Raw genomic sequence first — 16,262 nt, forward strand, 5'->3', positions numbered from 1 at the left:
CTTCTTCAATGTTGCATATGGTTCGGCAGCCAGAGGATGATCTCCGGGAATGCCACGAAAATGGCGATGGCGATCAGATGCGCGATGAAATGCGGGAATGTGCCGTGGAACACCTCGCCCACGGGGCGATGCGCGTAGCGCGCCACGATAAAGCAGTTCAATCCGATCGGCGGCGTGATCATGCCGACCTCGGCGGTCACGATCTTGATGACGCCGAACCAGATCGGATCGAAGCCGAGCGACTTGATCAGCGGCAACACGATCGGAACCGTCAGCACCAGGATCGCGATCTGATCCATGAACGAGCCGAGCACGATGTAGCCGCACAGGATCAGCGTGATGATGATCCAGCGCGAGACGTCGAGGCCGCCGACCCACCCGACGATGTTCTGCGTCACCTGCGTCAGCGTGAAGAAATAGCCGAAGATATGCGCGCACATGATGATCAGCACGATCATGCAGGTGCCCTGGGCGGCGTGCCGTAACGTCGTGTAGAGCGAGGTCAGGTTGATCTTGCGCTTCCAGCAGGCGAGACAGAAGGCGCCGAATGCACCGAAAGCCGAGGCTTCCGTCGGAGTCGCGATCCCGAGATAGATCGTGCCGGTGACGATCGAAAACAGGATCACCATCGGGCTGACCTGCCAGAGCAGGCTGAACCGCTCCGACCATGTCACCGCCGAGATCGTCGGCGCGCGCGAGGGATCGAGCAACACCAGGATATAGATCGTCGACATGATGATGACGGTGACGAAGATCGCCGGAATGATGCCGCTGATCAGCAGCTTCCCGATGTTGACCTCGGCAAGCAGGCCGAAGATCACCAGTGCCACCGAGGTCGGCAGCAGCATCGCGAGCGTGCCCGAGATGGCGACGACGCCGGCGGCCATCTTGGGCTCGTAGCCCTGGCGGATCATCGCGGGCAGGCTGGTCGAGGACAGTGTCGCGGCCGAGGCTGTGCTGGTGCCGCAGATTGAGCCGAAGCCCGCGCCGGCGAGCGCGGTCGCCATGCCGAGGCCGCCGGGGATGCGTCCGACCCAGGCTGCCGCGGTCTTGAACAGGTCGTCGGCGACACCCGACAGCAGCACGAGGTCCGCCATCAGGAGAAACATCGGGATCGTGATCAGCTCGTAGGAGGTGACGGCCGACAGCGGCGTGGTCTGCAGCACACCGAGCAGGATCGGCAGGCCGCCGGTCAGATAGAGGCCGAGCCCGCCGGAGAAGGCCATCGCGAAAGCGACCGGCGTTCCTATCGCCAGCAGGAAGAACAGCAGCGCGAGGATGAAGGTCGGGATCATTCGAAACCTCCGGCAGCCTTGTCCGAATGGCCGGAGATGGCCGGCAGCGGCAACAGGTTTTCGCCGGTCAGGAGGCTTGCGGTATTGGCAATGAGATGAATGGCAAGGCGCAGCGCGAGAATTCCCGCGCCGATCGGCACGAAGATCGAGGACGCCCAGGTCGGCCACGGGATGGCGCCGGCCATCACATCGCCGGAGACATAATTGTCGAGCGCCCGCTGGTAGCCGAGCCAGGTGATCGGAACGAAGATGGCGAGACCGACGACGTTGGAGATGATGACGCAGAGGCGCTGGATGATCGCGGAGAAGCGCGGCAGCAGGATGTCGACGCTGATATGGCCGTTGACCGCGTAGGTGCCTGAGAGCGACAGAAAGAAGACGCCGGCCATCACGTAGAGCGAGATCAGGTCGTAAGCCCAGGAGAACGGCCGGTTGAAGACGTAGCGCATCACGACATCGGAGAAGACGATGATCATGATCGCGAACATCAGGGCCGCGGCGATGGCCGAGGTCACCTTCTCGATGGCAGTCAGGGCTCTCAGACTTGTCTTGATCACGTATGGCTCCGTCCGCGTTACTGGGCCGGCACGGCCGCAACGGCAGCGCTGAATTCCTTCAGGGCGTCGCTGCCGTGCTTGCCACGCGCGTCGAGCCCGTCGGCCCATGCCTTGCCCACGCCCTTGGTGAGGTCCTTGAGCTTGGCGACGACGTCGGGCTGCAGGGTATCGAAGTGGACGCCTGCGGCCTCCATCGACTTCATGGTCTCGCTGTCCTGCTTCTGCACTTCCTTGCAGGCGGACGGCAGGATCTCCTCGGCGGTGTCGATCATCGCCTTCTGGATCTCGGGCGACAGCCTCTTCCAGGCGTTCTCGCTGATCGAATAGGCGACCACGAAGCTCGCGAAGCCGAAGCCATCGGTGGAATGTTTCACGAGCTTGTCGGCGCCATAGGCGACGACGCTCTCGAGCGGAAACAGCAGGCCGTCCATCGTGCCGCGGGACAGCGACTCATAGGCATCGGGAGCCGCCATGCGCACCGGCACGGCGCCGATCGCGCGCAAGGTGAGGTCTTGCGCGCCGCCGGTCGATCGCAACTTCAGTCCGTTGATGTCGGCTGTGTCCTTCACCGGCTGCTTCACGGTCAGGATGCGATAGGGCGGCAGGCTCACCGCGAGCAGCAGGCGGATGCCGTTTGCGGTATAATCCTGCTGTGCGATCACGCCGCTTCGCGCAGTCTTCCAATAGGCCAGCGTGCCCTGACAGGAATGCTCGAACGCGCCGGGGAGCATCGCGACTTCGGAGACCGGCATCTTGTCGGAGACATAGGCGGGCGCGACATAGCCGATATCGGCGACACCGGTTTGCGTCAGCTTGAGCATGTCGGCGGCCTTGCCGAGCTGCTGCGCCGGATAGTGCTCGAACGTCACTGCATTGTTGGTGCGCTTCTGGACCTCGGCCATCCATGGCTCGAGCACGAGACGGACGAGATAGTGTCCCTTCGGAAAGGAGTCGGCGACCCGCAGCTTGATCGGTTCCGCCGCTGCCGCCAGATTGATCGATGCGATGAGGAAGCCGTAACCGGCCAACGCCCGTCGAAGCCCGCCCATATGTCCTGCCCCAGAGTAGCCTTGTTGTTTTAAGCAGCTGCGCACAAACAAAATTGCGCGTCAAGCAGGGCTCGGCTCAGCAGTTTGATGATGGCTGATCCTGCAGAAGCACCCGCGTCTCGATATGCTTTGTCCACCGCGCGGGAAATTTCTCGGGTGCGTCGGCGCACGGCCCCGCGATCATCATCGCACGGGTCCGGGACGGGTCAGACCGCGGGAAACTCCAGCTCGAAGGCGACGCCCCGGCTGGAGGGCAGCAGGCGGATCGTGCCGCCGTGAGTCGCCATGACGGCTTGCGCGATGGCGAGCCCCATGCCGGTGCCGCCGCTGTCGCGGCGGGTGGTGAAGAAGGCATCGAAGATCTTGTCGCTGTTGGCGGCGGAGATCGGGTCGCCGTCGTTGCTCACCGTCGCCCTGATGGCTGCAGCTTCGGCGGTCGCTTCGAGCTGCACCGATGTCGCATTGTGACGGAACGCGTTGTCGGCCAGATGCGCCAGCACGATCAGCGCCTTTTCGCCGGACATCCCGATCGAACGGTCGAGGCAGCCGCTCGCCGCGATTGTCCGCCCGGGAAAGCGGCTCTTCAAATTCGCGATGACGCTCGAGAGCGGGGTCTGCTCATTTTGCGGCGCGCTTTCGGCGCGGGCCAGCTCGCGCAGCCGCTGACTCATCGCATCGAGCCGCTCGACGTCGCCGAGGATGTTCGAGATGAAGCGCTGTTGCTCGGATCGCGTCAACGTATCGGACTTGCTCTGATGCGAATCCTGCAGCAGCTCGGCTGCGCCCCTGATCGATGTCAGCGGCGATTTCAGTTCGTGGGTCAAATGCGCGGAGAACGTCGCGATGTAGTCGGAGCGGCGCGACAGTTGCTGGGCCATGTCGAGAAAGCTGTCGGAGAGCTGGGCGAGCTCACGGGTGCCATAATGCTGCAGCGGCTGAAACGCGTTGCGGTCGCCGCGGCCGATCCGCACGGCGCGCTCGACCAGCTCGCGCATCGGACGCGTGACCGTGCGTGAGAATACCAGGCCGATGGCGATCGTGGCCAGGACGACAACGATTGCGGCCAGCAAAAACTTGCCGCGCTCCCGATAGAGATGCTCGAAGATGTTGCTCGGCGTCCGCGAAGCATAGATCACGCCGGCAACCCGGTCATTGACGATGACAGGCATCGCCGAGAAGACATGAACGCCGACGCCGCGGCTGATCGAATAGATCGGCGGCGGAGGCTTGTCGGGGATGCGGATGCGCAACGCGGCGCTGTACTGGCCGCGCAGCGCCACCGCCACCTCTTCAATATGAGCCAGGGATAGTCCGACCTCCTGGCGTCCCGCGATGACGACGCCCTGCGGATCGAGAATCCGGAAGCCTGCCAGCGTCACTTTCTGGGTTTCCAGCACGAGGGGCATGAGCCGCGCGCCGATGGCGATATGGGCCGGATCTGCCGACTTGGGTGCGGGCAGTGCGTCGGGTCGTCGCCGCAGAAGATCGTTGCCGGCAAGATCGAGCTCGGGCCGGATCGGCGTCACCTGATCGCCCGGATCCGGAAGCGCCTCGGGTGGAACCGCGGCGCCGAGAGGGATGCCATTGGCAAGCTGCGCCTGCACGTCCCGCGCATAGATCACGGCCAGTACGCGGCTCTGTGCGATCAGTTCGGCCTGGGTTTGGCGAATGAGCTGGTTGTCATAGAGCCGGAAGAAGAACAGCCCGAGCAAGGGGAGCACGGCGACCAGGGCGAGCACGGCGAAGATGACGAAGCTGAGCGACGGGCGCCACTTCTGTCGGGCACGGAACGATGTCATGCGGGAGGCTCGCACCTGCCGAGCTTGAACCCGACGCCATGCACGGTCTCGATGACATTGTCGCATTTCACCGCGGCGAGCTTGGCTCTGATGTTGCGGATATGGCTATCGATGGTGCGGTCGGAGACCTGGATATTGAGTTGATAGGCAGCGCTCATGATCTGCTCACGGTTGAATACCGCGGTGGGCCGTGTCAGGAAGGCCCGCAGGATGCCAAACTCGATCGCGGTCAGGTGCAGCGGCATGCTAGCGTACGTTGCGACGTGCTGCTCGGGGTCGACCGAGAGCTGCCCCTTGGAGAGCGCGCCCGATTCCGCCAGGCCCGGCCGCGGTGCCAGCCGTCGCAGAATCACATTGACCCGCGCGACGAGTTCGCGCGGGCTGAACGGCTTGGTCACATAGTCGTCGCCGCCGATCTCGAGCCCGAGGACGCGATCGATCTCATCGTCGCGGGCGGACAGGAACAAGATCGGCACGTCGGATGATTTGCGGACCTCCCGGCAGACATCGAGGCCGTCAAATTCCGGCATGCCGATATCGAGCACGATCAGGTCCGGTTGCTCGGCGGAAAACCGGGTCAGGGCCTCCTTCCCATCGCGTGCCTCGATCACGTTCATACCCGCCTTCTTGAGGGCGACGCGGGTGACCTCCCGGATATGGAGGTCATCGTCGACGACAAGAATGCGGTTGGTCACAGTGCGCTCCGGATACGAGGCCATCTAGCTTGCGGCGGAGTCCTGCTGGCGATCCAGCATGCGCTGAAGCCGCCAGTTGCGGAAACCCCAGCTGCGCCAGGAGGTCATCCGCTCGCGCTGCTCTTTTACAAGGCAATTGCGGCGGTAAACAAGGTTGGGATCGAAACCGTGGAGCACGAGCTCCCGATCGATGGCCGGGAGAGCCTGCGGTCCGAGCCGGACCAAATAGTCGATATCCAGGTTGACCCCGCTGCCCAAGGCTTCCCGGCTATGGCTGATGTTGTAGTCGCCAATGATGGCGGCAAAGTTGATCAAGGAGCAAGCGTAGAGGACGACCGTCAATGCGAGCAGGTTGGTGCGGATCAGCCAATCGTTCGAGCGCTGCAGGATGATACGCGCCAGGATCAGGACCAGGCCGAGCACGACAAGCAGCATCCAGACGAAAGCCGCGATACGCCAATACGTGAGCAGGTAAGTCTGGACGTAAAGGTCAAGCCGGAGCATCGATGAGATCACCAGCAGGACATTCTGTCCGATCCAGAAATAAACGAGTGCGCGCATCACGCGCGACCGCTCGGCGGCGCCACCCGGCCGCATGGTCACCAGGACGAAGCCCGCGGCGAGCAGCGCGGTGACGATCAGTGGATACGCGCCGCGATGCGCATAGGACGCGTAGGTCACGTCGGCGGGCAGGGTCCCGTTGCCCCAGAGATAGATCAGGTCGAGGACGGTCTGGATCGAAAACAGCAGGTTAAACAGGATTAGCGAGCGCAGAATCGTACCAGCACTGAGCAAGCTCATGATATCGGCCGTGCGCGGCGCATCGTTTGCGGCAAATCGGCGTGCGTCGTCCGCAAGCTCGGCACTGCTCCGCCATTTGACCTGGATGAAGGGCCACACCAGTGCCAGCGCCGCGATCCAGAACAGCGTATGGCCGATGCTGAGATAGGAGGAAGGGTCACCCGGATTCAGCTGGCCGATCCATTTCGCCAGCAATGGGTTGGCTGCCACGAACAGCAGGATAAAGAGGCTTCCGAGCACCAATGGCACGCACCACAGGGTGAAGCCTCTGGTGAGCGCAGGCCAATTGAATGCGCAGATCACATCCTGGAACAATCTGAAGGGGCCGACCAGATAGAGATCGAGCAAGGAGGAAGCTCCCGCGGCGAGACCGTCGAGATGACGATTGGTCGTCAGCATCAGCGCGGCGCCGAGCGCGAGGACAATAATGACCAGTGAAGCCGCGTTGAGCTCCTCGATCGCAGGCAGCAGTCCGGCGAGCACGATCGTTCCGGCGAGCAGCAATCGACGATGGTCAAGATTGCCAAGGTTGACGAACAATGACGCGCAAGCGAGCACGACTGCAAAAATGACGACGGAAAGTCCGAGACGCTGGTCGTAGAACAACCAATCGGCCAATGCCGCGAGAGCGAGCGTGGCCCCGATCTTGACCGGGAGAAGCTTGTTGTCGACTGATCGGGTTTCGATCTCCGGTGGCGCAAGGCTTGTCATGATGACCTCAGGATCGCTGGGATGTGTCGGCCGCAGCGCCTCGAGCCGCTTGCTTGGGTTCGGGATCGAAGCGCCGCTCGGACGAACCTTGAAGCGTACATGTGCAAATGCCGGGAGCACGATCTGCAGGAGTTCAGGATTTTTATGCAGATTGCGTGCAGGGGCGACTTATCGGCTCGCGCCATCTCGTCTGATACGGACGAGGCCGATCAGCCTCTCCGGTCGCGCGTGGTCCCATGCAAGTCAGCAAATGTATCGGCACACTCCTGCTCTGGGTCGCGGGGCTGGTCTTCGTCTTTGCCGGCATCAACGACAACGATCCGTATCTGGTCCCGCTGCGCGGGACCGGAAACCTTGTCCTCGTGGCCGCAAGCATTGCGGTCGTATTCATGCTGGTTCGCCGCGCGGCCTGGCGCAGGCGGATTTGGGCGGGGAGGCTTCTGGTCGTCCTGTGGTGCCTGCCGCCGCTTGCGACGCTGGCCTCGCATGGCGTGCTCGAGGTGCGAAGGCATCGTGTTCTCCGGACGGACCCGGTGCTCGCCCGGTCCCTCGGGCAGCACTTTGTCGTCGGCTATCGGTCGTTCGACGAGGTCGCGCCACTTGTGGAGAAAGGCTTCATTGCCGGGATCTATGTCACCCGGCGTAATGTTGCCGGCAGGACGGCCGACGCCTTGAAGGCGGAAATCGCGGCACTGCAGGCCAGGCGGCGGGCCGCGGGGCTGCCACCGCTCATGGTCGCGACGGATCAGGAAGGCGGCATCGTCTCGCACCTCGCGCCGCCGCTGACGAGGCTGCCCGCGCTTGCCTCATTGGCGGAACTGGCGCCCGACGAGCGAAAGGCAAAGGCCGAGGAGTTCGGGCGCATCCATGGCCGCGAGCTGGCGTCGCTTGGCATCAATCTCAATTTTGCCCCGGTGCTCGACCTTCGGCCGGACGCGAAACACAATCAACTCGATTTCAATACGCTGACCAGCCAGCGTGCGATCTCCGATGATCCGGCCGAGGTGAGCGCGATCGCGGGCGCCTATATCCATGGCCTCGAGTCCGCGGGCGTCAGTGCCACCGTGAAACACTTTCCCGGATTGGGCCGGGTGCGCGCCGACACCCACCACTTCAGTGCCGATCTCGATACGCCGGTCGGCGAACTCGAGGCGACCGACTGGCGCCCGTTCCGCGATGTGCTGTCAACGAGCGGCGCGCGCCTGATGGTCGGGCATGTGGCGGTGAGTGCGCTCGACCCCGGACGGCCGGCGTCGCATTCCAAGGCCGTCGTCGACGGGCTGATCCGGAAGACCTGGAACTATCAGGGCATCGTCATGACGGATGATCTGGTGATGGGCGCGATCTATCAGCACGATGTCTGCACGGCGGTCGTGGAGGCGTTGAATGCGGGCGTCGATCTGTTGCTGGTCGCCTATGACGGGTTGCAGTTCTACCGCCTGTTCGCCTGCGCGACCGATGCGGCGGCGGGGGGCGGGCTCGACACCGCAATGTTGCGCGAGAGCGAGACGCGGCTAAGGCACGCGCAGCTGATCGACTAGAGCTTCGGTTCTGATTGAACGAGAACTGAAAGCTCTAGATTCTTGTTTGACGCGTTTTCTTCACGCGAACCCGGGTCCACTTCGCTCGAAAACGCTCTAGACCGCGCGCTTCAGGAATGAGCGCCGACGGCCGATTTGTTGTCCTGCTGCTTCGACCACGAGACGTAGTAGGCAACGGCCGTCATCGCCGCGATACCGGCGAGGCTGACCGCGACCTGCCTTGCCAGCGAGTACGGGCCGGTGATCAGCATCAGGTGCGCAGCGAAGGAGAGGAACACGCCCGCACAGAACACGGCCAGCCACTCCTCGCCACATTTGATGATCGGCTGCAAGGCGTACGATCGCAGGTATGCCCAGTCGCGCGGCACCAACCAGGTGAACAGGAATGTCAGGGTCAGGAAATGCAGGATGCGGTGAGGGGCGACATCCTCGCGGTCGTTCTGCAGCAGCATATCGCTCAGTCCGCTTGGCATCATCTGGGCGAGTGCCGGAATTTCGTTGCTGGATACGATCGTCAGCGCGAACAGCAGATAGAGCAACGCCGTGGCGCGCAGCGCGGGAATGGCCTGCATCGCGCGGATCGCAGGGGCAAAGCGCGTGCCGATGAGCGCAAGCCAGCCGCCCATCACGAACAGCAATTGCCAGCAGAACGGGTTAAGATACCAGGCTCCATACGGATAGGATGTCAGGTTCCAGTCGAGCACGCGGGCGGCGGCGTAAAGTGTCACGGACGCGAGAAGTGTCGCGTTCGGTACGTACAGCAGTCCGAAGACGACGATCGGCTGGAAGGCCATCAGGGCAATGATGAGTTGCAGCACGTCGAGATTGAGCGGCTTGGCCTGCAGGAACAAGCCGTAGATCAGCGTCCGGACCGGGTGGTCGATGAACCCGGTGATGTTGAATTCGCTGATGATCTCGGGCGCCGCGGTCCGCGCAGCGACATAGCTGATCAACTCGACATAGACAACGAACAGAACGATGTAGGCGGCATAGAGCTGCCATACGCGCTTGAAGATGCGGGTTGCTGCCACCAGGTATCCGCGCTCCAGCGTCATCTGGGCGTAGATGAGCGTCACCGCGTAGCCGCCGATGAATACAAAGAGATCGGTCGCGCCGCTAAAGCCGAAATTGCGCATGGTCAGCGCGCTGACGAAGTTATGCGGAATATGGTCGAGGAATAGAAACCAGTTTGCGATGCCAAGCAGCAGCGCGATCCGGAGATCGCCATCGGCTCTCGCGATCTCGGCATTGGTTGTCGAAGTCATCTGAAGCTGAAATCTGCCGGCCCGAGAAAACGATTCGCTAATCTAAGGGGAACCTACGCCTGGTCCGAATAGACTCTGCGTGAACCCTATCTAGTCCGTTTCGGGTTCCGGCCAAGTGGTCGGATCAAGAAAGATCACGTTTTCGCAATCACCACGTGAGCGCCGTCAGACAGGCTCTGCTTCCGGAGGTCGCGGACGTGATCCAGCGTATTGGCTTGCAGCTCCGCGCCGGTCAGGGGGATCTCGGGCAGGGCGGCCTCGGAAAGGATATCGTCCGTAACATCCTCAACCGAACACCCGGCAATCTCGTGAATGAAGCTGACGTTTGTATATTCTCCCGACGCGATCCGCGAGACGACCTCGCGCCGCGTCAGTTCGGGATCGACGATCGCCTCGCGGCCACGGCGGCCGTAGTCGATCATCACGACGAAATACTGCATTGCCTGATGTGATGGTTCGATGCGTTGACTGTCATCGACCATTGTTTCCGATAATCGGAATTATGTCAAGAGAAATTGCCGATAATCGGAATTCGAGCGTGCCCGTCCAGGCCGATTCGGTGCGGCGGCATCCGAATCGGTCTGGCCGGCCCCGGCAGCAGCGTTGCTATTTCTCGGACGATCGGCCGCCTTTGGGAGCGGATTTGCGTCCCTTCGCCGCCGTCTTGCCACGCAGCCGCTCGATCTGGCCACGGGGCAGGGTAACGCAGATCTCGCCGATCCATTCGAGCTTGACACCGTTGATCGGCTTGGCGTTGAAGCTCTTGAGGTTGACGGTTCCGGAAGAACTGCCGCGCTCGATCGTCTTCAGGTAGCGCTCGCCGCTCTTCAGCCGGACCGCAGCTTCCTCTCCGTAGAAGCTCGACAGCGGATAGCGCTGCTCGCGATAGACCACGATGACGTCGCCGTTCTCGTATTTGGGCAGCATCGAATCGCCCGAAACCTCGAAAGCGACCGTCTCCTCCGTCATCGGGAACGGGAGCTCGATCTCCCCGAGCCCCTCCGGCGGTACCTGCTCGAGCTCCGGCTGAATCGAGGCGCCGGCGCCGACTCGGCCCACGATCGGCACCGAGTTCAGCTCCAGATACTCCATGATCGGGGCGATCTCCGATGCCTTGATCAATCGTATTCCAGACAGGATTTCGGACACCGCTCCGGCCCGAACTCCCATCGCGCGGGCCAGCCCGCCTTTGCTCTTCCCTGTCTTTTCCAGTGCTCGCTCGATCAGTGCCGCGTCCAGCATGTTCCATCCTCTCCAGACCCGGACACATTACTACCGTTACGATTATCAGAAATCAAGCTTGACTTTTTGTTCGGAATATCGGAAGTTGTGCGAGGCGCCGGCGGAATGACAAAAATGGGAATTTGGAATGGAAATGATGAACTGGCTGCCGGAGCATTCGGCTGCCTTGCAGGACCTGCGCGCCCGCGGCTTGTCCTATTCGGAAATAGCTGACACGATCAACGCAACCTTCAATACGGCCTATACGCGCAACGCGGCGCTCAGCCGGGCGCAGCGGATGGGATTGGCCGGCCTCGATCGACCCGAGCCGTCCCTGCCAGGACATCTCGAACTACCCAAGCCGGTCCTGCCGGAGCTCACGCGGATCGGCCGACTGCGGGACGTGCAGGCCGAGCCGAAGCTCGATCCGCTTCATTACCCCAAGATCTTCACCGAATTGGTGGAGATGCCCCAACTTCGCTGCGCGGCGGTCGCGCCACGGCACCTCTCATTGCTCGATCTTAAACCCGGAGACTGCCGCTATCCCTATGGCGGGGACGCCGACGGCGAAACCATGACCTTCTGTGGTCATCCGCGCCGGCCCGGCTCGAGCTACTGCAGCCCGCATTTTCGCTTGAGCCGCGATCCCGAGGCCTCGGCGAGGCCGGTCCTGAACGACGCCTGGCTTCAAGCTGTCGGCGCCATCTGAGACGGCCATCTTCCGGCCGACGGGTGTCGGTCCGCAACCGCGATCGCGCGGAGAGATTCCGCGCGCCCATCATCAAACATTTTGGAGGTCACCGATGCCGCGCGCAAAACGCCGGAAGCCGTACGATCCCGCCCGAACGCATGACCGGCGCTCCCAGGATCTGCCCTATAATGCCGAGGTGGCGACCGTCGAGGTCGACGATCCCCTTGCAATCGAGCCGGGCGAGAAGATCGTTGCGTTTCGCTCGATCCGCAACGATCCGCTCGGCCGGTTGCATGCGCACCGACAGATCGACGACACACAATATCGGAGCGGCCGGGCCTTCCAGAATGACTGGGAGAAGGCCGAGCGTGGCCCCCGCGCGGTGGATACGACGCGCGAATATGTTGATGGCGGACTGCAACGTGAGCCGATCACGGAGGGGCAGCGCCAAGCGACCTTGCGCTTGAATCGCGCTGAGCATGAGCTTGGCGCCGATGGCTCGGCGCTGGTGCATGATGTCTTGATCCTTGGCATGACCATGGAGCAGGTCGGGCAGCGGCGCGGTTTGCGGACGCAGCGCTGGCAGGACTATTTCGCGCGGCGCCTCAAGGAGTGCCTGGGTCGGCTGGCGCTGATGTACGGACTTGCCACACCGAGCCCGGTTCCCGCGAAGGACCGTCATCCAGGGTGACGTGCTCACGTGCCGGTTGCCGTGCGGGCAACCGGCACGACAGCGGTTCATCACATTGCTGCACTGTGCTTTGCCTCACACTGAGCGCCATCCATGGGTGATGCGCGACGTGCTCGGCCGCGCCGGGTGGAAGATGGTCGACAGCCGCGCGGACTCTCATGTAACTTCGCTGGCGTCGACGACCTGCCTGCATGCGAGTGCAATGTGATTGCCTCTTGTGTGGGGAATGGGTCTGGTTACGTCCACAAGGGAGCTCGCTGCGGCTACGCCCGCTTACGTCTTATCCTGCATCGCGAACACCACGAGTAACGTGGGTCGATGCGGGCGCGGAATCCGACCACTTCACCCAAGGAGAACCGACCGATGAATCACACTGGAAACTGCTTCTGTGGCGCCGTCGAGCTCAAGGTCACGGGGGAGCCTGAGGCGATGGGATACTGCCATTGCCGTTCATGCCGTTCCTGGTCCGGCGGTCCGGTGAATGCGTTCAGTCTCTGGAAGCCTGAGGCGGTCGAGGTCACCAAGGGAGCCGACCACATCGCGACATTCGAGAAGACCGCGATGAGCCAGCGCAAATATTGCGCCAAGTGCGGTGGTCACCTGATGACCAACCACCCGACGCTTGGGCTCGTCGACGTGTTCACCGCGACGATCCCGACGCTGAAGTTCAGCCCCGGCGTTCACGTCAACTATTCCGAGGCGGTGCTGCCGATCCGCGACGGCCTGCCGAAGCTGAAGGACTTTCCGGCCGAGTTCGGCGGTTCCGGCGAAATGATCGCCGAATAGCGCGACGGTTCTCGATGACGAAAGCGGGTGGCAACGACTGTTGCTACCCGCCGATATTAGTTTCGACCGCCTTCCGCTCGCCGGACGGACCTCCGGCTCTGGTATCCTGCCGCACTCCCTGACATTCAAATCGTCCGACCGCGTCGGCACTGCGGGCCCTCCTTTGCCGACAACAGCCATGTCGCGCGAAGGTCCCGCCCTGCAAAATCCGGGTTTGGTTTTGGTGACGGGCTTCCGCTAAAAGGCGGTGCAGTGCCGGTCCTGGCAGGGGCCGTCGTATTTCGCCTGACAAAATAACAGAGGAAGCGCCGGATCATGACCAGACCAGAATTGCCAGGGCGCGCGCCGCGCGGGGAGGGAGTTCCGACGGCGCTCGATGGCCTGCTGGTTGTCGACTTCACCCGCGTCGTCGCCGGCCCGGCCTGCACCCAAACGCTGGCCGACTTCGGGGCCGAAGTCATCAAGATCGAGAATCCGGACGGCGGGGACGACACGCGCGCCTACGAGCACGCGGAAATCGGCGGCGAGAGCGCAGCGTATCTGAGCCTCAACCGCAACAAGCGGGGTATCGCGCTCGATTTCAACAATCCGGCTGCGCTCGAGATCGCGCGCGCGCTGATTGCCAAGGCCGACGTCGTGGTGGAGAATTTCTCCGGCGGCGTAATGAAGAAATTCGGTCTCGATTATGCGTCGGTGGCGGAGACCAATCCGCGGCTGATCTATTGCTCGATCTCGGCCTACGGCCGCAAAGGCGATTTCGCGCTGCGCCCGGGCTTCGACCCGATTACGCAGGCCGAAAGCGGCTTCATGTCGCTCAACGGCTTTCCAGACGGCGAACCGGTGCGCACCGGGCCACCGATTGTGGACATGGCAACCGGCATGTCGGCTTGCAACGCCATCCTGCTGGCGCTGATTGCGCGGGATCGGCTCGGTCGCGGACAGCAGGTCGAGGTCGCGCTCATCGACACTGCAGTGTCGATGACCGGCTTTTATGGCATGGCCTATCTCATCAATGGCAACAACCCCGGCCGTTTCGGCAACTCTCCGAACGGTTCGCCGACCGTCGGCGTCTATCGGGCGTCCGATGGTCCGCTCTATATGGCCTGCGCCAACGACCGGCTCTATCGCCGGCTTGTTACCGACGTGCTTGAACGCCCGGATCTCGTCACCGATCCCGAGTTTGCTCACCGCAAGGCGCGTTCCGCCAACAAGGAGAAGCTGCGCGGCATCATTGCCAGCGTTTTTGCTGGCGACACGCTCGAGCACTGGATGGCGAAGATGAAGAAGGCCAACATCCCGGTGGGATATCTGCGCACCGTCGAGGAAGGGTTCAACGCACCTGAAGTGCGCGATCGTGACCGCCTCAGCAAGATCGCGCATCCAACCGCCGGCTCGGTTCCGAACATCGAGTCTCCGGTCAGCATGAGCCTGACGCCGACGGTCGATCCCGTTGCGGCGCCGCTGCTTGGTCAGCACACCAGGGATGTGCTGAGCAAGACACTTGGTTATGACGACCGGCGCATCGCCGCGTTGGCCGAGGCGGGCGCGTTCGGCAAGGCAGGCAACACCGGCTAGCCAGTCAGCCTGCACCAAAGATCAAATACACGTAAATCAACCTGACGGCAGGCGAGAGCAAAGCCTCTCGCCTCGTGCGACGTCGTTCACGGCCTCGGTGCGGACCGGCGGACTCTGGAGCCGGAACCGGCCCGTGTCCGGAGCTCAGTTCGGCTTGCTGCGCAAGTTGTTCCTTGGCATACTTTCAACCTCCTCGGGCTCCGCCCGATCGATCTCGAGGCGTGCCATCCGGAGTATCAAGGTTGCCGTGGTCAGGCCGAGGCGTTCGGCCTCTTGAGCTGCGGTGTCGACCTTCTGGGCCAAGCCTTCACGCTTACCTGGGTATGCCATTCGTAATCCTCACTTAAGGTGCGAGATGAAAAATCCCACATATGTTGCAGAGCTGCAGAAGAAGCTCGGAGCTCCATCGAGCGAAACACTGGAGAGCCTGCGACTCTTGAAGGCTCTCCTTCGACTTGCGCCCGGCCAGCGTTCCGAGGTCATCGAGCTGGTCGAACGTTTGGCGGTTGAACCGCCGCGCGATCCTTCACTGTCCTGAGGTGTTCGCGTTTTCCCTGAATGTCAGTTGTTCATCGGCTTGGCGGGCGGCTGCGTCGCGATGACGTAGATCGCGCCGCCCTCGAGCGCTTCGGATTGATGCCGGGTACCGGCAGGCAGAAAGATGGTGTCGCCGGCACCGACGACCCGCTCGCCGCCGTCCCAGATGAAGTTCAGCCGGCCGCTGATGATCATCAGGATTTCATCGACCGGATGGGTATGGAAGTGATGCACCTTGCCGGCCGCATCGTGCTGCAGCTCAACGGAACCCTGGGCCGGGAGCAGGTTCAGGATCTCCGGATCGATGGCAAATTCAGTCTTCGTGCCGGCGATGATCTGGGTCATGCTGCCTGTTCCTTGTTCGCGATCGGTGGCGCCTTGTTCTGCGCGAGCTTGGCAAACGGGCAGCCCCCGCTCGCGGCGTTGTCGTCGTGCAGGAAGTACTGCAGATATTCGCGGCCATCGGTCGCGCCGTAGCGGCCAAGAAGCGGAGAGGGGCTCGCGCTGTCGTACGGGATCAGGCGCTTGCGCACCTCGGCGAATGCGGCGTTCGCCGCCTTTTCCGTCCCTAGGATCTTTTCGAACACCCAGCGCGGCTGGAACGTGAGCATGAAGGCACTGGACCGGCGGCTCTGGCGCATCACATGGGCGGGCGTCGTGCACACGACAAAGATCGGCTCGCCTGCGAACGAGAACTCCCACATCGGGTGGTCGATCTGTTCCGGAATGTCCGATGGCCACGGATTCTTGTCCAGGCGCGCGAGCTGGTCGAGCGTCAGCCACATCTTGCGATAATAGGCGTCGAGCGTCTGCACCGGGCGGGGCCGCGTGAACACGATCAACGACGTGTTGGGACCGAACGAGCGCGCCTCCGAAACATATTGTGCGAGCTGTTCGCCGAGCACTGCGACGTCATACGGATCGAGGAACAGGTAGCGGAGCTGATCCTGGCGATGTCCGGTCACTCCGAACACGCAAGGGAAAGGCCTTGCCTCGCTGCTCATCTGCGCTTCAAACTCGGAGAACATCACGCTCTGCCAGCTGCTGA

At 62.6% G+C, this 16,262-nt stretch carries 18 protein-coding genes; 6 read left to right on the forward strand and 12 right to left on the reverse strand.

What is annotated here, in order from left to right; all coding sequences use genetic code 11:
- Positions 1–5: 5 nt before the first annotated feature.
- From FBZ93_RS19465 to FBZ93_RS19490, 6 genes are all read right to left on the reverse strand, one after another.
- Positions 6–1,295 (reverse strand): TRAP transporter large permease, encoded by a 1,290-nt coding sequence (locus tag FBZ93_RS19465; protein ID WP_074125386.1) that lies wholly within the window; start codon positions 1,293–1,295, stop codon positions 6–8.
- Positions 1,292–1,852 carry a TRAP transporter small permease gene (locus FBZ93_RS19470; RefSeq protein ID WP_146987580.1) on the reverse strand — a complete coding sequence of 187 codons (561 nt, stop codon included), beginning with the start codon at positions 1,850–1,852 and terminating at the stop codon, positions 1,292–1,294. Before FBZ93_RS19470 ends, FBZ93_RS19465 begins: the two co-directional genes overlap by 4 nt.
- 17 nt (positions 1,853–1,869) lie before the next feature.
- On the reverse strand, positions 1,870–2,901 hold the full coding sequence (dctP, locus tag FBZ93_RS19475; protein WP_146987582.1) for a TRAP transporter substrate-binding protein DctP: 1,032 nt from the start codon (positions 2,899–2,901) through the stop codon (positions 1,870–1,872).
- A gap of 206 nt (positions 2,902–3,107) precedes the next feature.
- A complete protein-coding gene (locus tag FBZ93_RS19480) occupies positions 3,108–4,700 on the reverse strand; it encodes an ATP-binding protein (protein WP_146987583.1) in 1,593 nt (530 codons plus the stop codon).
- Positions 4,697–5,395, reverse strand: coding sequence for a response regulator transcription factor (locus tag FBZ93_RS19485; protein ID WP_146987585.1), 699 nt, complete (start codon positions 5,393–5,395; stop codon positions 4,697–4,699). The genes FBZ93_RS19480 and FBZ93_RS19485 overlap by 4 nt, the downstream gene beginning before the upstream one ends.
- Positions 5,396–5,419: 24 nt before the next feature.
- Positions 5,420–6,907: a DUF4153 domain-containing protein gene (locus tag FBZ93_RS19490; protein WP_146987587.1), complete on the reverse strand. Its 1,488-nt coding sequence runs from the start codon at positions 6,905–6,907 to the stop codon at positions 5,420–5,422.
- Between the two features lie 236 nt (positions 6,908–7,143).
- Between FBZ93_RS19490 and FBZ93_RS19495 the strand changes: the two genes are divergently transcribed.
- Positions 7,144–8,448: a glycoside hydrolase family 3 N-terminal domain-containing protein gene (locus FBZ93_RS19495; protein WP_146987589.1), complete on the forward strand. Its 1,305-nt coding sequence runs from the start codon at positions 7,144–7,146 to the stop codon at positions 8,446–8,448.
- Between the two features lie 110 nt (positions 8,449–8,558).
- On the opposite strand, the gene FBZ93_RS19500 is transcribed toward FBZ93_RS19495, so the two are convergent.
- The 3 genes from FBZ93_RS19500 to FBZ93_RS19510 form a co-directional block, all read right to left on the reverse strand.
- Positions 8,559–9,713, reverse strand: a complete 1,155-nt coding sequence (locus FBZ93_RS19500; protein WP_146987591.1) for an OpgC domain-containing protein — start codon at positions 9,711–9,713, stop codon at positions 8,559–8,561.
- Positions 9,714–9,847: 134 nt separating this feature from the next.
- Positions 9,848–10,153: a hypothetical protein gene (locus FBZ93_RS19505; protein ID WP_146988118.1), complete on the reverse strand. Its 306-nt coding sequence runs from the start codon at positions 10,151–10,153 to the stop codon at positions 9,848–9,850.
- Positions 10,154–10,319: 166 nt separating this feature from the next.
- Positions 10,320–10,955: a LexA family transcriptional regulator gene (locus FBZ93_RS19510; RefSeq protein WP_050419158.1), complete on the reverse strand. Its 636-nt coding sequence runs from the start codon at positions 10,953–10,955 to the stop codon at positions 10,320–10,322.
- Positions 10,956–11,082: 127 nt separating this feature from the next.
- Here FBZ93_RS19510 and FBZ93_RS19515 point away from each other — a divergent pair, with 127 nt between their 5' ends.
- From FBZ93_RS19515 to FBZ93_RS19530, 4 genes are all read left to right on the forward strand, one after another.
- The gene (locus tag FBZ93_RS19515; protein WP_146987593.1) at positions 11,083–11,643 is read left to right on the forward strand and encodes a GcrA family cell cycle regulator; all 561 of its coding nucleotides are present in this window, start codon (positions 11,083–11,085) and stop codon (positions 11,641–11,643) included.
- A 94-nt stretch (positions 11,644–11,737) separates the two neighbouring features.
- Entirely contained in the window at positions 11,738–12,316 is a 579-nt protein-coding gene (locus tag FBZ93_RS19520) for a DUF6456 domain-containing protein (protein WP_146987595.1), read from the forward strand.
- 363 nt (positions 12,317–12,679) lie between these two features.
- On the forward strand, positions 12,680–13,102 hold the full coding sequence (locus tag FBZ93_RS19525) for a GFA family protein (RefSeq protein WP_146987596.1): 423 nt from the start codon (positions 12,680–12,682) through the stop codon (positions 13,100–13,102).
- Positions 13,103–13,414: 312 nt separating this feature from the next.
- Complete coding sequence (locus FBZ93_RS19530; RefSeq protein ID WP_146987598.1) at positions 13,415–14,677, forward strand: CaiB/BaiF CoA transferase family protein; 1,263 nt, start codon at positions 13,415–13,417, stop codon at positions 14,675–14,677.
- Positions 14,678–14,821: 144 nt separating this feature from the next.
- On the opposite strand, the gene FBZ93_RS19535 is transcribed toward FBZ93_RS19530, so the two are convergent.
- Positions 14,822–14,980 carry a hypothetical protein gene (locus FBZ93_RS19535; protein WP_225645895.1) on the reverse strand — a complete coding sequence of 53 codons (159 nt, stop codon included), beginning with the start codon at positions 14,978–14,980 and terminating at the stop codon, positions 14,822–14,824.
- A gap of 52 nt (positions 14,981–15,032) precedes the next feature.
- On the opposite strand from FBZ93_RS19535, the gene FBZ93_RS41340 reads away from it, so the two are divergent.
- Positions 15,033–15,215, forward strand: coding sequence for a hypothetical protein (locus FBZ93_RS41340; protein WP_146987600.1), 183 nt, complete (start codon positions 15,033–15,035; stop codon positions 15,213–15,215).
- Between the two features lie 23 nt (positions 15,216–15,238).
- Here FBZ93_RS41340 and FBZ93_RS19545 read toward each other — a convergent pair whose 3' ends face one another.
- Together FBZ93_RS19545 and FBZ93_RS19550 are read right to left on the reverse strand one after the other, a co-directional pair.
- Complete coding sequence (locus FBZ93_RS19545; RefSeq protein WP_146987602.1) at positions 15,239–15,559, reverse strand: cupin domain-containing protein; 321 nt, start codon at positions 15,557–15,559, stop codon at positions 15,239–15,241.
- The gene (locus FBZ93_RS19550; RefSeq protein WP_246667574.1) at positions 15,556–16,242 is read right to left on the reverse strand and encodes a YqcI/YcgG family protein; all 687 of its coding nucleotides are present in this window, start codon (positions 16,240–16,242) and stop codon (positions 15,556–15,558) included. Before FBZ93_RS19550 ends, FBZ93_RS19545 begins: the two co-directional genes overlap by 4 nt.
- Between the last annotated feature and the right edge of the window lie 20 nt (positions 16,243–16,262).

Source organism: Bradyrhizobium macuxiense, from assembly GCF_007993935.1.
Classification (GTDB): Bacteria; Pseudomonadota; Alphaproteobacteria; order Rhizobiales; family Xanthobacteraceae; genus Bradyrhizobium; species Bradyrhizobium macuxiense_A.

Coding starts and splice junctions, on each gene's coding strand:
- FBZ93_RS19550 (WP_246667574.1), bottom strand. CDS start 16,242: ATGTTCTCCGAGTTTGAAGCGCAGATGAGCAGCGAGGCAAGGCCTTTC.
- FBZ93_RS19490 (WP_146987587.1), bottom strand. CDS start 6,907: ATGACAAGCCTTGCGCCACCGGAGATCGAAACCCGATCAGTCGACAAC.
- FBZ93_RS19545 (WP_146987602.1), bottom strand. CDS start 15,559: ATGACCCAGATCATCGCCGGCACGAAGACTGAATTTGCCATCGATCCG.
- FBZ93_RS19520 (WP_146987595.1), top strand. CDS start 11,738: ATGCCGCGCGCAAAACGCCGGAAGCCGTACGATCCCGCCCGAACGCAT.
- FBZ93_RS19515 (WP_146987593.1), top strand. CDS start 11,083: ATGGAAATGATGAACTGGCTGCCGGAGCATTCGGCTGCCTTGCAGGAC.
- FBZ93_RS19525 (WP_146987596.1), top strand. CDS start 12,680: ATGAATCACACTGGAAACTGCTTCTGTGGCGCCGTCGAGCTCAAGGTC.
- FBZ93_RS19480 (WP_146987583.1), bottom strand. CDS start 4,700: ATGACATCGTTCCGTGCCCGACAGAAGTGGCGCCCGTCGCTCAGCTTC.
- FBZ93_RS19495 (WP_146987589.1), top strand. CDS start 7,144: ATGCAAGTCAGCAAATGTATCGGCACACTCCTGCTCTGGGTCGCGGGG.
- FBZ93_RS19505 (WP_146988118.1), bottom strand. CDS start 10,153: ATGCAGTATTTCGTCGTGATGATCGACTACGGCCGCCGTGGCCGCGAG.
- FBZ93_RS19510 (WP_050419158.1), bottom strand. CDS start 10,955: ATGCTGGACGCGGCACTGATCGAGCGAGCACTGGAAAAGACAGGGAAG.
- FBZ93_RS19500 (WP_146987591.1), bottom strand. CDS start 9,713: ATGACTTCGACAACCAATGCCGAGATCGCGAGAGCCGATGGCGATCTC.
- FBZ93_RS19465 (WP_074125386.1), bottom strand. CDS start 1,295: ATGATCCCGACCTTCATCCTCGCGCTGCTGTTCTTCCTGCTGGCGATA.
- FBZ93_RS41340 (WP_146987600.1), top strand. CDS start 15,033: ATGAAAAATCCCACATATGTTGCAGAGCTGCAGAAGAAGCTCGGAGCT.
- dctP (WP_146987582.1), bottom strand. CDS start 2,901: ATGGGCGGGCTTCGACGGGCGTTGGCCGGTTACGGCTTCCTCATCGCA.